The 13,256-nt window shown below is 70.1% G+C and carries 13 protein-coding genes; 8 read left to right on the top strand and 5 right to left on the bottom strand.

Features of this window, described 5'->3' with window-relative positions:
* Positions 1-3: 3 nt before the first annotated feature.
* On the bottom strand, positions 4-1,674 hold the full coding sequence (locus tag E1286_RS24715; protein WP_132615879.1) for a thiamine pyrophosphate-binding protein: 1,671 nt from the start codon (positions 1,672-1,674) through the stop codon (positions 4-6).
* Between the two features lie 749 nt (positions 1,675-2,423).
* On the opposite strand from E1286_RS24715, the gene E1286_RS24710 reads away from it, so the two are divergent.
* The 6 genes from E1286_RS24710 to E1286_RS24690 all read left to right on the top strand — a co-directional run bounded on the left by E1286_RS24710 (position 2,424) and on the right by E1286_RS24690 (position 7,643).
* Positions 2,424-3,401 (top strand): 2-dehydropantoate 2-reductase, encoded by a 978-nt coding sequence (locus E1286_RS24710; RefSeq protein ID WP_132615877.1) that lies wholly within the window; start codon positions 2,424-2,426, stop codon positions 3,399-3,401.
* A gap of 352 nt (positions 3,402-3,753) precedes the next feature.
* Complete coding sequence (locus E1286_RS48070) at positions 3,754-3,903, top strand: hypothetical protein (protein WP_165969896.1); 150 nt, start codon at positions 3,754-3,756, stop codon at positions 3,901-3,903.
* Positions 3,904-4,694: 791 nt separating this feature from the next.
* On the top strand, positions 4,695-5,609 hold the full coding sequence (locus E1286_RS24705) for a metal ABC transporter substrate-binding protein (protein WP_246075091.1): 915 nt from the start codon (positions 4,695-4,697) through the stop codon (positions 5,607-5,609).
* The gene (locus E1286_RS24700) at positions 5,606-6,385 is read left to right on the top strand and encodes a metal ABC transporter ATP-binding protein (protein ID WP_132615875.1); all 780 of its coding nucleotides are present in this window, start codon (positions 5,606-5,608) and stop codon (positions 6,383-6,385) included. The genes E1286_RS24705 and E1286_RS24700 overlap by 4 nt, the downstream gene beginning before the upstream one ends.
* Complete coding sequence (locus E1286_RS24695; RefSeq protein ID WP_132615913.1) at positions 6,385-7,257, top strand: metal ABC transporter permease; 873 nt, start codon at positions 6,385-6,387, stop codon at positions 7,255-7,257. Before E1286_RS24700 ends, E1286_RS24695 begins: the two co-directional genes overlap by 1 nt.
* Positions 7,254-7,643, top strand: coding sequence for a Fur family transcriptional regulator (locus tag E1286_RS24690; protein WP_132615873.1), 390 nt, complete (start codon positions 7,254-7,256; stop codon positions 7,641-7,643). The genes E1286_RS24695 and E1286_RS24690 overlap by 4 nt, the downstream gene beginning before the upstream one ends.
* On the opposite strand, the gene E1286_RS24685 is transcribed toward E1286_RS24690, so the two are convergent.
* Positions 7,583-8,479 carry a DMT family transporter gene (locus E1286_RS24685; RefSeq protein WP_246075088.1) on the bottom strand — a complete coding sequence of 299 codons (897 nt, stop codon included), beginning with the start codon at positions 8,477-8,479 and terminating at the stop codon, positions 7,583-7,585. The genes E1286_RS24690 and E1286_RS24685 overlap by 61 nt on opposite strands.
* Before the next feature lie 91 nt (positions 8,480-8,570).
* On the opposite strand from E1286_RS24685, the gene E1286_RS24680 reads away from it, so the two are divergent.
* Positions 8,571-9,119, top strand: a complete 549-nt coding sequence (locus E1286_RS24680; RefSeq protein ID WP_165969895.1) for a CGNR zinc finger domain-containing protein — start codon at positions 8,571-8,573, stop codon at positions 9,117-9,119.
* 106 nt (positions 9,120-9,225) lie between these two features.
* On the opposite strand, the gene E1286_RS24675 is transcribed toward E1286_RS24680, so the two are convergent.
* From E1286_RS24675 to recO, 3 genes are all read right to left on the bottom strand, one after another.
* Entirely contained in the window at positions 9,226-9,750 is a 525-nt protein-coding gene (locus E1286_RS24675; protein WP_132615869.1) for a hypothetical protein, read from the bottom strand.
* Between the two features lie 302 nt (positions 9,751-10,052).
* Positions 10,053-10,826, bottom strand: coding sequence for an isoprenyl transferase (locus E1286_RS24670; protein ID WP_132615867.1), 774 nt, complete (start codon positions 10,824-10,826; stop codon positions 10,053-10,055).
* Positions 10,823-11,557, bottom strand: coding sequence for a DNA repair protein RecO (recO, locus tag E1286_RS24665; RefSeq protein WP_132615865.1), 735 nt, complete (start codon positions 11,555-11,557; stop codon positions 10,823-10,825). Before recO ends, E1286_RS24670 begins: the two co-directional genes overlap by 4 nt.
* A gap of 151 nt (positions 11,558-11,708) precedes the next feature.
* Between recO and E1286_RS24660 the strand changes: the two genes are divergently transcribed.
* A partial coding sequence (locus tag E1286_RS24660) for a CDP-alcohol phosphatidyltransferase family protein (protein ID WP_132615863.1) occupies positions 11,709-13,256 on the top strand: 1,548 nt, incomplete at its 3' end.

Genomic DNA, 13,256 nt, shown 5'->3' with positions numbered 1-13,256 from the left:
CCCCTACTTGTACATGGTCTGGTTCATGGTTCCGGGGGCGTAGACCTCTGGGTCGACCCAGACGTTGATCAGCGAGGGCTTGCCCGACTCCCTGGCCCGCTCGAGCGCGGGGCGGATCTCGGCCGGGTCGCGCACCTCCTCGCCGTAGCCGCCGAGCAGCTTGGCGAACTCGCCGTACTTGATGTCGCCGAGCGTGTTGCCGATGCGGGCGCGGTCCTCGCCGTACTTGGCGGCCTGGCCGTACCGGATCTGGTTCATGGACGAGTTGTTGCCGACGACGCCGATGAACGGCAGGTCGAAGCGGACCATCGTCTCGAAGTCCCAGCCGGTGAGGCTGAAGGCGCCGTCGCCGAAGAGGCAGAGCACCTCCTTGTCGCGGCGCGCCTGCTTGGCCGCCATCGCGAAGGCCATGCCGACGCCGAGGGTGCCGAGGGGGCCCGGGTCCATCCAGTGGCCGGGCGACTTGGGCTGCACGACCTGGCCGGAGAAGGTGACGATGTCGCCGCCGTCGCCGATGTAGATGGTGTCCTCGGTGAGGAACTCGTTGATCTCGTGGACCAGCCGGTAAGGGTCGATGGGCTGGGCGTCGGAGTGCTGGCGCGGCAGACGCTTCTCGTACGCCTGGGTCTCGACCGCGCGCAGCTCGTCCAGCCACGCCTTGCGCTTGGCGGCCGCGTCCTGGATGCGGCCGCTCGCGGCCTGGGCCGCCGCGGCGAGGATGAGTCCGGCGTCGCCGACGATGCCGAGGTCGATGTCGCGGTTCTTGCCGACCGTGCGGTAGTCGAGGTCGATCTGGACGACCTTGGCCGTCGGCGACAGCCGCTTGCCGTAGCCCATCCGGAAGTCGAACGGGGTGCCGACGATGATGATCAGGTCGGCTTCGGTGAAGGCGTAGCGGCGGCTGAGCTGGAAGTGGTGCGGGTCACCGGGCGGCAGGGTGCCGCGGCCGGAGCCGTTCATGTAGGCCGGCACGTTGAGCGCGCGGACGAAGTCGATGGCCGAGTCGGTCGCCCGGCACGTCCAGACCTGGCTGCCGAGCAGGATGCACGGCTTCTCGGCGTGGGCCAGCATGTCGGCCAGCTGCTCGATGGCCTCCGGGTCGCCCTGCTGGCGGGTGGAGGCGCGGTAGTGGCCCGCCTGCGGGATGCGCGCCTTCTCCAGCGGGACCTTCGCGTCGAGCACGTCGCGCGGGATCTCCAGGAACGACGGCCCCGGAGCGCCGTTGTAGCACTCGCGGAAGGCCATCGACACGATGTCGGCCACCCGCTCCGTGCTCGGCACCGTGGCCGCGAACTTGGTGATCGGGGTCATCATGTCGACGTGGGGCAGGTCCTGCAGGGAGCCCATCTTGTGCTGGCTCAGAGCACCCTGGCCGCCGATCAGCAACATCGGGCTCTCCGCACGGAAGGCGTTGGCCACACCGGTGACCGCGTCCGTCGTGCCGGGGCCCGCGGTGACCACCGCGCATCCGGGCTTGCCGGTGATGCGCGCGTAGCCGTCGGCCGCGTGGGCGGCCACCTGCTCATGGCGTACGTCGATGACCTCGATGCCCTCGTCGACACAGCCGTCGTAGATATCGATGATGTGGCCGCCGCAGAGCGTGTAGATCACGTCCACGCCCTCGGCCTTGAGTGCCTTTGCTACGAGATGACCACCAGAGATCGTTTCAGACATCAGTCACCCTTTCCCGGCGACGAGCTATACCTGTCTTCCGCATACTGCATACCGTATGAACGCAATGCTTACTCCCTCCTGAACGGACTGTCTAGCCCCTACGGGGCAACTCGATCGGCTCCACTCGCCCGCCGGACCACCCCGGATGGGCGTCCGCCGGCACGTCGGCCAGCGGGGCTTCGCACAGGGGCATGACGGCCTCGTGCAGCCATCCCCTCGACGACCTCCTCACCTCCGAGACACCCCACATGTGATCGCCTGCCCCCTTTGAGGACCTCCCGCGATCGACCATGACCCCGGCCTCCGAGACGGGATCGTGACCAAAGGCGAGCGACCGGATGCGGCGGGCTCGGGCCGCGCGGGTGGGGGCGCGGGGACCGGCCCGCTCGACGCCGCCGGCTCTCTCGTCCCGCCGGCCGTCCGCTGCGCGGCCCGGGCTTGCGACCGTGTGACCCCGCGTGGCGGAAACGGCCTCGACGGTCGCCGTCGCCGGCGGGCTCGACGGCGGGGCGAGGCGGTCGCCAAGCTCCTCGCCGAGCGGCGGTCCTGAGGTGCCCGGCGGAGGCGCCGGCCGGTCCACGTAGGCCCGCGGCATCGTTTCCACCACTGGTTCATGCCGCAGAACGGTCACAGGCACGCTCCTTGACCCACCTTTTTCCATACTGTATACCGAATACACGGTGGGCCGCATCACGCGGCCCATCTCGTGTACGGGCCCGTACACCTCCGACGCGAGAACGGAGCGCAGCATGAAGGTGGCTGTTCTTGGCGCCGGCGCCATCGGCGCATACGTGGGGGCCGCCCTCCACAGGGCGGGAGTCGAGGTGCATCTCATCGCGAGAGGCGCGCACCTCGAAGCAATTCGCCGCGCCGGTGTGCGGGTGCTCTCCCCCAGGGGCGATTTCGTCGCCCATCCCCATGCCACCGACGACCCCAACCAGGTCGGCACGGTGGACCACATCTTCCTGGGCCTCAAGGCGAACAGCTACGCCTCCGCAGGCCCCATGATCAGGCCGCTCCTCCACGAGACCACGAGCATCATCGCCGCACAGAACGGCATCCCGTGGTGGTATTTCCACGGGCTCAAGGGCCCCTACGAGGGCTACCGCATCGAGAGCGTGGACCCGGGCGGCACGGTGACGGCGGCCCTGCCGCTGCACCGCGCCATCGGATGTGTCGTCTACGCCGCGACCGAGATCGAGGAACCTGGCGTGATCCGCCACCTCGAAGGCACCCGATTCTCCATCGGCGAGCCCAACGGCAAGCTGACGGAGCGCTGCACGTCCTTCAGCGAGGCCGCCATCGCCGGCGGCCTGAAGTGCCCGGTGGAGACCGACCTCCGCCGGGACATCTGGATCAAACTCATGGGAAACATCTCCTTCAACCCGATCAGCGCCCTGGCCCGCGCGACGATGGCGGGCATCTGCCGCCACGACGGCGCCAGGGAACTGGTCGTGGCCATGATGCAGGAGACCGTGGAGGTGGCTCGCCGCGTCGGTTGCGATCCGGGCATCTCCATCGAACGCCGCCTGCGCGGAGCCGAGAAGGCGGGCGAGCACAAGACGTCCACGCTCCAGGACCTGGAGAAGGGCAAGCCACTGGAGCTCGACGTGCTGCTGTCAGCGGTGGTCGAGCTGGCCGACCTCACCGGCGCCGAGGTCCCGACATTGCGTGCCATCCACGCGGTGAGCGACCTGCTGAACGAAAACCTTGCCCGTGCGGTTTAGCCCGGAATACCGTACATTGTATGCGGAATGGAGGGGATCATGAGCTATGGCCGCCTGACCATGGCCCCGACAGACTCACGATGATCGGCACCAACACTGTGGACTCCTGCGACCGCACCTGCCACGCGCCCAGCGTGGCAAGGCTTTCCGCCGTCTTCGGCACCTCGTCCCACCAGAAGACCGAGGACGCCGACGGCATCATGACGTGGGGCTCGGCGGCCAGCCATCTCCACCGACCGGGACTCGGCATGAGCGCGGACATCCTACCGCCCACGCCGCGACCCGGGAGAGCGAGCGCGCCACGGCGGGCTCCGAGGAGCTCAAGGAGTCGGTCGGGCCTTGGACGCCCGCCGTGGCCGAATCCGTGACCGGCGCACCCGCGAAGGCCATCCGCGAGCCGGCCCAAGAAGGACTGACACACATCGGGTTCCCGAAGGGGAACGCGGTGCACGACTACACCGGTGAACGGCGCCTGCGCGAAAGCGCCGTCACGGTCGCGTAAGACGTCACCTCGGGCGTCGGCAACGGCTCTGCCGACGCATGATCACCGGGGTGATGACGGGATGCCGATCGGCGCGCCGGGCCCCCAGCCGCCGACCGGCATCCCTATTTATGGGCCTCGTTCCCATGGGCCTCGCTCCGCGAGGCCGGCTCGGTCGCCTCGAATGCCGCCGCCTTCCCCCGCTCCGGTCGCTTCGCTCCCTCCGCTCCTCCAGGCGACGGCAGCTCCCTCGCGATTTCCCACCGGCCTGAAGTCGTGAGACGGCCTCCTCCCCCAGAATCCGCACCCCGTACGCCCGCGTAAGACGGCCAGCACCACGTACGCTCCCCGGAAAGACGGACCAGTCCCCGCACCGTCCGCCCGTGTGTGGGACAGGTCCCCGTGCCGGCACCCACGCGGACCTCGCTCATGAGGCGGGTTGGGCCACCCGCGAGGCGGGTCGACGCCCCCGCGCGAGGGGCCGCTGTGCACATTGCCACCACCCGCTCAACCCTCGGTGAGGCCGCCCTCGACCCGACACCCGCGCACGGCCCCGGCCCCGGGAAGCGGTGGGCCTCACGGATGAGGTGCGGGTGGATGTTGACCCCCGTCTGGTGGGGTCGCTGCTCACCGCCGCTGCACCCACGTTCGACCCCGCCTGCGAAGTGGGGCGGGTGGGGGCAATACCGTCATGCGTGGACGGGCTCGGGGCGCAGCGGATTTTGACAATCGTTTTCATTTCGGCGCATACTGGTCGCATGATGTCAGGATTTTCCCGGGCTTGTGCCGCTCGTTCATTGGCTGGAACCGCTGTGCTGGCGGCTGCGTTGGCCACCGCCGCCTGCGGGAGCGGCTCCACCCAGACCACCGCCGCAGCGACCGGGAAGCCGGAGGTGGTCGCCGCCTTCTACCCCTTGCAGTGGCTGAGCGAGCAGGTCGGGGGATCCGACGCCCAGGTGACGGTGCTGACCGCGCCGGGGGTCGAGCCGCACGACCTCGAGTTGGGCATCAAGCAGGTCACCGACATCAAGAACGCCGCCCTCACCGTCTACATCAAGGGCATCCAGCCGGCCGTCGACGACGCCGTCGAGCCCGACAAGAGCTTCGACGCCGCCACCGCCGTCGCCACGCTCCCCGCCGGCGAGCACGAGGAGCACGCCGAGCACGAGGAGCACGCCGGGGAGAGCGAGGAGGAGCACGCCGAGCACGCGGACGTCTCCTACGACCCGCACATCTGGCTTGACCCCTCCCGCCTGGCCACCGTCGCCACCAAGCTGGGCGAGCGCATGGCCGCCGCCGACCCCGCGCACGCCCAGGGCTACCGCGACCGCACCGCCAAGACGGCAGCCACCCTCACCGGCCTCGACCAGGAGCTCAGCCAGGGGCTGAGCACGTGCCGGTCGAAGACGCTGGTCACCGCGCACGAGGCGTTCGGTTACCTGGCCGACCGCTACAAGCTCAAGCAGGTCGGCATCACGCTCGACCCCGAGATGGAGCCGTCGCCCGCGCGCCTGTCCGAGGTGGCCAAGCTGGCCAAGTCCGAGGGCGTCACCACGGTCTTCACCGAGTCGCTGGTCAGCCCGAAGGTGGCCGAGGTGCTGGCGAGCCAGGTCGGCGCGAAGACGGCCGTGCTCGACCCGCTGGAGAGCAAGCCCGCCGGAGATTACGTCTCGGCGATGCGCGATAACCTCAAAACCCTACAAACAGCACTGGGGTGTATGGCATGAGCGAATCGGCCTTCTCGATGACCGGCGGCCGGGTCTCCTTCGACGGCAAACCCGTCCTGCAGGGGATCGACCTGACCGTCAGCTCCGGGGAGGTCGTGGCCCTGCTCGGGGCCAACGGGTCGGGCAAGTCCACGCTGGTGCGCGCGCTGCTCGGCCTCACACCGCTGAGCGGCGGGCGGACTCTCCTGTACGGCGTCCCGCCGGCGAAGTTCCGTGACTGGTGGCGCATCGGCTACGTGCCGCAGCGCCTCCAGGTGGGCGGCGGCGTGCCCGCGACCGTGCGCGAGGTGGTCGCCTCCGGCCGGATCGCCCGCCAGAGCCGCCTGCGCCGCACGAGCACGACCGACAGGTCCGCCGTCGCGCAGGCGCTGGAGGCCGTACGGCTGACCGGGCGGGCGAACGACCCCGTCCAGTCGTTGTCCGGGGGCCAGCAGCAGCGGGTGCTCATCGCCCGCGCGCTGGCCGGAGAGCCCGACACGTACGTGATGGACGAGCCCACCGCCGGGGTGGACGCCGAGACGCAGCAGCTGCTGGCCGACACGCTGTCCGGCCTGGTGCTCAGTGGCAAGACGGTGGTGCTGGTGGCCCACGAGCTGGGCCCACTGGAGCCGATCATCACGCGCGGCGTACTGATCCGCGAGGGCCGGGTCGTGCACGACGGGCCGCCACCGCGCCCCGAGGGGGAGTGCGCGCGGCCGGGGCACGACCACCAGCACGCGCACGCGGTGGAGTCCGTCGCCGGTCCGCTGACCGGCTGGCAGGGGGAACCAAGGTGATCATCGAATTGCTGCAGGAGCAGCTCTTCCAGCTCGCGCTCGTCGCGGCGCTGCTGGTCGGGCTCTGCGCGCCCGCCGTCGGCACGTTCATCGTGCAGCGCCGGTTGGCGCTGCTCGGCGACGGCATCGGACACGTCGCGCTGACCGGCGTGGCGCTGGGCTTCCTGACCGGCACCACTCCCGTGCTCACCGCCGTGATCGTCTCCATCATCGGCGCCGTCGCCATCGAGCTGGTCAGGGCTCGTGGCCGTACGAGCGGCGACGTGGCGCTGGCGCTGCTGTTCTACGGCGGCATCGCGGGCGGCGTCATGCTCATGGCCATCGCGCCGGGCGGCAGCAACGCCAAGCTCAACTCCTACCTGTTCGGCGCCATCGCCAGCGTCACGCCCGAGGACATCTGGGTCATCGCCGCGCTGGCCGTCGCGGTGATCGGGATCGTCGTGGTGTTCGGCAGGGAGTTGTTCGTGCTCTGCCAGGACGAGGAGATGGCCAGGGCGAGCGGGCTGCCGGTACGCTTCCTGAGCCTGCTGATCGCCGTCACGGCCGCGCTCACCGTGGTCATCGCCATGCGGGTGGTCGGCCTGCTGCTGGTCAGCGCGCTCATGGTGATCCCGGTGGCCACCAGCCAGCAGCTCACCCGCGGATTCCGTACGACAATGGGGCTGGCCATGCTGTTCGGGGTGCTCGCCTCCGTGGGCGGGCTGCTCGCCTCCACCTTCTCCACGAAGGTCCCGCCGGGCGCCGCGATCGTGCTTCTTGCGCTCGCGGGCTTCGTCCTGGCCCTCGGAGTCGGTAAATTCGTACGGCGAGGCCGAACCCAGGAGTCTTCCGTGACAGATCGACCACAGCTGCGCGTCGAGGAGGTCGCATGACAACGAGGCGCGACGCCGTCCACGACACCCTCCGCAAGAGCGAGGGTTTCCGCAGCGCGCAGGATGTCTATGCCGAGATGCGCCTGCACGGCGCCAAGATCGGCCTGACCACCGTCTACCGCGCCCTGCAGGCGCTGGCCGACGGCGGCCAGGTCGACGTGCTGCGCACCGACGACGGCGAGTCCGTCTACCGCGCGTGCGCGACCGGCTCGCACCACCACCACCTGGTGTGCCGCCACTGCGGCCGCACCGTCGAGGTGGCGGGGCCGGCCGTCGAGCGCTGGGCCGAGTTGGTGGGCAGCGAACACGGCTTCACCGAGATCACTCACACCGTCGAGGTCTTCGGCACCTGCGCGTCCTGCTCGGCGACGGCCAAGGCGGGCTGAGGGCGGCGCGAGCCGTACAGCACTCCGAGGACGACCACGGCGCAGCCGGCGAGCTGCAGCGGCGAGGGGCGCTCCCCCAGGGCCAACGCGGAGAGCGCCACGGTCGTCAGGGGCTGCACGAGCAGCAGCAGCGCGGTGAGCGCGGCGGGCTGCCTCGGCAGCGAGAAGGCGATCAGTGACCACCCCACCACCTGCGGGCCCAGCGCGAGCAGCAGCAGCCACCCGTGAGCCGGCCACTCCGGCACGAAGTCGGCGCCGCCGAACACCGGGCTGAGCAGCGCGATGACGATCGTCGCCACCACGGTCGCGTGCGCCAGCGGCCCGGCCCCGCGGCCCGATCCGCTCTTCATCAGCAGCAGGAACGCCGCGTACGACACCGACGTCGCCACCCCGGCCAGCACCCCCATCGTGGGGTCGCTGCCGTAGGCGGCGCTGTCGAACACCCCGGAGATCAGCACGACCCCGGCGAACACCACCGGAGTGCCGACCATCAGCCGGGACGACGGCCGCTCCTTGAACAACGCCCACGCGGCGAACGCCACGATGAACACCTGCAGGTTGCCCAGCACGGTCGCCAGGCCGGCGCCCACGTATTCGATCGCGTGGTGCCAGAACAGCAGGTCGAGCGCGAACGTCACGCCGGCCGCCCAGGCCGGGACGAGCGCCTTTCGTGGCATCGGCCCCAGCCTGCGCCGCTCCAGCCAGGCCAGCAGCACGATCGGCGGCACGGCGTACGCGCAGCGGAACAACGCCGAGGTCGCGGGCGCTACATCGGACAGCCGGACCAGCGGGCCGGAGGTCGAGATGATGAGTGCGCCTGCTACCGCGATCAGCACGATACGCCGATGTGCACTCACGGAAACCCCCCGACCCACGCGCACGAGATACGCTGCGATCACGCTAGAACCCGGCGCGACAGGAGTCAACATGCCGTTTGGCCATGACATGGTGCATTCTCTGGCCACCGTTGTCGAACTGGTCAACACCTCGCCCGCCACCGGAGGCGACGAGGGGCTGCCCAGCCTGGCCGAATTGCAGGCGTTCGTGGAGTCCCGCCAGGTCAGCGGGGTCCACACGCTCACGCCGCGCGACCTCGGCCAGGTGCGGATGGTGCGCGAGGCGTTCCACCGGGTCTTCACCGCCCCCGACCAGCCGACGGCCGTTCGCACCCTCAACGCCCTGCTGGCCGGCACGCGCATCACGCCGCGGCTGACCGAGCACGACGGGCATCCGCTGCACGTCCACTACTTCGCGGCCGACGCGTCGCTGGCCGAGCACGTGGCGGCCGACTGCGGGGTGGCGCTGGCCCACCTGCTGGTGGAGGGCGAGGTGGAGCGCCTGCGCACGTGCTCGGCGCCCGACTGCGAACGCGTCTTCGTCGACGAGTCACGCAACCGCTCCCGCGTCTACTGCGACAGCCGTACGTGCGGCAACCGCATGCACGTGGCCGCCTACCGCGCCCGCCGCCGCGCCTGACAGCATCCGCCTGACACCGGGCACGCTTTCTTCGGATGCGAAAGGGCCGGCCCGGGGTTGCCCGGGCCGGCCCTTTTCGTTCAGACGTCAGCGACTGTTCAACATGTCAGCGACCGGAGTTGCCGTCGTGGTGGTCACCGTGGTCACCGTGGTCACCGTGGTCGTCGTGACCGTTGCCGTGGTCGTGATGGCCGTGGTCCCTGCCATGGTCCCTGCCATGGTCACGGCCGTGGTCCCTGCCATGGTCCCGACCGCGGTCGGATCCGTGGTGGTCACGGGGCCGGTGGCCGGGGAAGAAGTCGTGGCGGTACAGGTCGTGGCGGCGGGCGTACGACGCCGACACGGCCTTCCACTTGCCGCCGCTCCACCGGTAGAAGCGGTGGCCGTCATAGCGGTAGCGCTCGCTGTGGTCGAAGCTGTACCAGTCCCCGTGGCCGCTGTAGCGGAACCACCAGCGCTGTCCGTCCCAGCGCTGGGCGGCGCTGTCGTGCCGGACGACCTGCCGGCCGACGGCGACGTTCTGCCCCGTGGTCGTCGTCGCCGACGCGGCTCCCGCGCCGGCGAAGAAAATGCCCCCCGTGACCGCCAGAGTTGCGGCAGCCGTGGTCAAACGCATAACGATCTTACTCATGATCGTGTGTTCCCCTTGGTACGCCTGCCGCTCTGGGGCTCTGGATGCTCCAGAGCGACCGGCGTGGTTGCTGTGTTACATCGGCGTCAACCAGCCACCTGGGGCTAATAATCCCAATCATCCCATGATGTGACGTATGTCGCGGATGTGGCCCACAACACCAAGGAAGCGTCATCGCGGACGGCATGACCGTGCACGGCATACCCGGAGGAACTCCTGACATGCCTGGACATCGTCCAGGCGCGACCCGGCCACGTCACCGACGCGCCCGGCACCTTCCAGGACTCTCGACCGCCGCGTGGCTAGACCTGGTTGGGGAGCGCGCCGCCGTAGCGGCGGTCGCGCTTGGCGTAGATCTCGCACGCCTCCCACAGGTCGCGGCGGTCGAAGTCGGGCCAGAGCCGGTTGAGGAACACCATCTCGGCGTACGCCGACTGCCACAGCAGGAAGTTGGAGATGCGCTGCTCCCCCGACGAGCGCAGGAACAGGTCGACGGGCGGGATCTCGGGCTCGTCGAGATAGCGGGAGAACACCTTCTCGTCGACCCGCGACGGTTTGACCCGCCCGGCCGCGATGTCCTCGGCCAGCTTGAGCGCGGCCTGCACGATCTCGGCCTGGCCGCCGTAGTTGACGCAGAACTGCAACGTCAGCTTGGTGTTGGAGACGGTCATCTCCTCGGCCGTCTGCAGCTCGCTGATCACGCTCTTCCACAGCCGCCCGGGCCGGCCCGCCCAGCGCACGCGTACGCCCATGGCGTTGAGCTCGTCGCGGCGGCGACGGATGACGTCGCGGTTGAAGCCCATGAGGAAGCGCACCTCTTCGGGCGAGCGCTTCCAGTTCTCCGTGGAGAACGCGTAGGCGCTGAGGTAGGGGATGCCGAGCTCCAGGGCCCCTCCGATGACGTCGAAGAGCGAGGACTCGCCCGCCTTGTGCCCCTCGGTGCGGGGCAGCCCGCGCGCCTTGGCCCAGCGGCCGTTGCCGTCCATGACGATGGCGACGTGGCGGGGCACCAGCTCCCGGGGAATGGGCGGCGGCGTCGCCCCCGACGGGTGCGGGGACGGAGGACGTACGTTCACACGGGCTCCCTTTCGACGTGACGGAGAGAGCGTATGCCGTGCTCCAGATGCCACTGCAGGTAAGCCGCCACCAAGCCGCTGCACTCGCTGCGATGGCGCTGCTCGGAGGCGTCGGCCGTGGCCCAGTCGCCACGCAGCAGCGCCGTCATGAGCCCGATCGTCTCCCCCGCCGGCACGGCCGCGCCGGCGGGTTTGCAGGCCCCGCACACCACGCCCCCGGCCACGATGGCGAACGCCCTGATCGCCGGCGCCTGGCACTTGGCGCACGCCTCCAGCGCGGGGGCGTAGCCGGCCACGGCCAGCGAGCGCAGAAAGTAGGCGTCGAGGACCAGCCTGGCCTCGTGGCCGCGGTCGGCGAGAGTGCGCAGCCCGCCCACCAGCAGCAGGAACTGCCGCAGCGCGGGTTCCTTCTCCCCATGGGTCAGCCGGTCGGCGGTCTCGAGCATCGCGGTGCCGGCGGTGTAGCGGGGATAGTCGGCGGCCAGCGCCTCCCCGTAAGGTCTGATCGTCTCCGCCTGCGTGACGACGTCGAGCGTGCGGCCGGTGTGCAGCTGCAGGTCGACGTGCGTGAACGGCTCCAGCCTGGCCCCGAAGCGCGAAGTGGTGCGGCGCACGCCCTTCGCCACCGCCCGGATCTTGCCGGTGCGCCTGGCGAGGATGGTGACGATGCGGTCGGCCTCACCGAGCTTCTGCGTGCGCAGGACCACGCCTTCGTCACGGTAGAGACTCACCCGAACATCTTACGGCCGCCCCCTATACCGGCGGACCGGACGTTACGGGCATCCTCCAGTGACACGACTTTACGTCCTTCTCACTAGACTTTGACCCCTGTCCCCGCATTACCCGTTGTTCAACCCCCCGCTACCGCCTCGAAAGGGAGTCATGACCCGCGTGGTCCTGCTGGGCGCCTCGCCCGGCCCCGACATCTCTCCGACTGGCCTGAGGCTGGCCGCACTGCCCGGCAACCCCACCGTGGCCGAGCGGCTGCACAGCCAGCTCGCCGCCATGGATCCTCGCTTCGCCACGATCCCCTCGGGTGACGTGGCCGCGGCTCTGCGCGCCGTGGCCGACGTGGCCGACTCCGCGACGGAGAACCTCTTCATCATCCCCGAGAACTCCGTCGTCCACGACGAGCTGATGTACCAGATCACCAAGACCAAGCGCGGTGCTCTGGCGCTCGTCGCCAAAGAGCCACGCCCTCAGGCGACCGAGGAGGCGGACGAGGACAGCGACCAGGACGAGAGCCAGGTCGAGCGCATCCCCGTCGACGAGGCCGAGCCCGAGATCGGGCACAACCGCGTCGAGGGGCTGCCCGTACGCGTCCGCATCGGGAAGTCGGGGCGCGTCGTGTCGGTCGGCACCGCCACTCACGCCGTGACCCGGCCCAACGGCATCGTGCTCGGCCCGCTCCACGTCAGCGCCCGCAACGCACCCGTCCTGGCCGAGACCTGCCGCGCGCTGGCCGACATGGCCGACCGCTTCGGCCCCGACGACGACCTGGTGCAGCTCATCGTGTTCGGCCTGGTGCGCAACGGCGTGTCGGTCGGCATCCGCGGCCGCCGCGACCTGTTCTACCGCCGGGTCACCACCCAGGAGGAGGTCAACGAGGCCGGCGCCGAGATCGTCGGCATCGACGAGGACCGCGCCCGGCTCAACCACGCGGTCAAGGGCGCCGACGGCTTCTTCACCACGTACTTCGTCTCCACCTACTCCCGGTTCATCGCCCGCTGGGCGGCCCGGCGCGGGCTGACGCCCAACCAGGTGACGCTGATCTCGATCGCGCTGGGCGTGGCCGCCGCGGCCTGCTTCGCCACCGGCGACCGGCCGTGGATGATCCTCGGCGGTGTGCTGATCTACTTCGCGTTCGTCTTCGACTGCGTCGACGGGCAGGTCGCCCGCTACGCCCGCAAGTTCGGCGTGCTGGGGGCCTGGCTCGACGCGACGTTCGACCGGTTCAAGGAGTACGTCGTCTTCGCCGGCCTGGCCGTCGGCTGGGTGGTCTCCGGCAACGGCGACGACATCTGGATCCTGGCCCTGGCCGCGCTCGGCCTGCAGTCGGTGCGCCACCTGCTCGACTTCTCCTTCGGCATCGCCAACCGCCGCAAGCCCCCCGCCAAGCTGCCGACGATCCCGCTCGACGATCCCGACGACCGCGAGCTGCGTCAGGCGCTCGTCCGCCGGAAGGCCGAGCGCACCCAGGGCCTGCGCGCCGTGCTCAAGATGTGGGGCAGGGCCGGCAGGTTCAGGGCCGTCCACTGGGCGCGCAAGATGATCGTGTTCCCCATCGGCGAGCGGTTCGCGGCCATCGCGATCACCGCCGCCCTCTTCGACGCCCGGATCACCTTCATCACCCTGGTGGTCTGGGGCTCCGTCGCCGCCCTCTACACCCTCACCGGACGCCTCATGAGGTCGCTCGCTGTCTCTTATACA

Source organism: Nonomuraea terrae (assembly GCF_004348995.1).
GTDB lineage: Bacteria > Actinomycetota > Actinomycetes > Streptosporangiales > Streptosporangiaceae > Nonomuraea > Nonomuraea terrae.
This window is presented reverse-complemented; position numbering and strand designations above follow the sequence as displayed.

Excerpts from the sequence above, each read along its gene's own strand:
- E1286_RS24680 (WP_165969895.1), top strand. The coding sequence starts at position 8,571 with ATGCCGTTTGGCCATGACATGGTGCATTCTCTGGCCACCGTTGTCGAA.
- E1286_RS24715 (WP_132615879.1), bottom strand. The coding sequence starts at position 1,674 with ATGTCTGAAACGATCTCTGGTGGTCATCTCGTAGCAAAGGCACTCAAG.
- E1286_RS24700 (WP_132615875.1), top strand. The coding sequence starts at position 5,606 with ATGAGCGAATCGGCCTTCTCGATGACCGGCGGCCGGGTCTCCTTCGAC.
- E1286_RS24675 (WP_132615869.1), bottom strand. The coding sequence starts at position 9,750 with ATGAGTAAGATCGTTATGCGTTTGACCACGGCTGCCGCAACTCTGGCG.
- E1286_RS24710 (WP_132615877.1), top strand. The coding sequence starts at position 2,424 with ATGAAGGTGGCTGTTCTTGGCGCCGGCGCCATCGGCGCATACGTGGGG.
- E1286_RS24690 (WP_132615873.1), top strand. The coding sequence starts at position 7,254 with ATGACAACGAGGCGCGACGCCGTCCACGACACCCTCCGCAAGAGCGAG.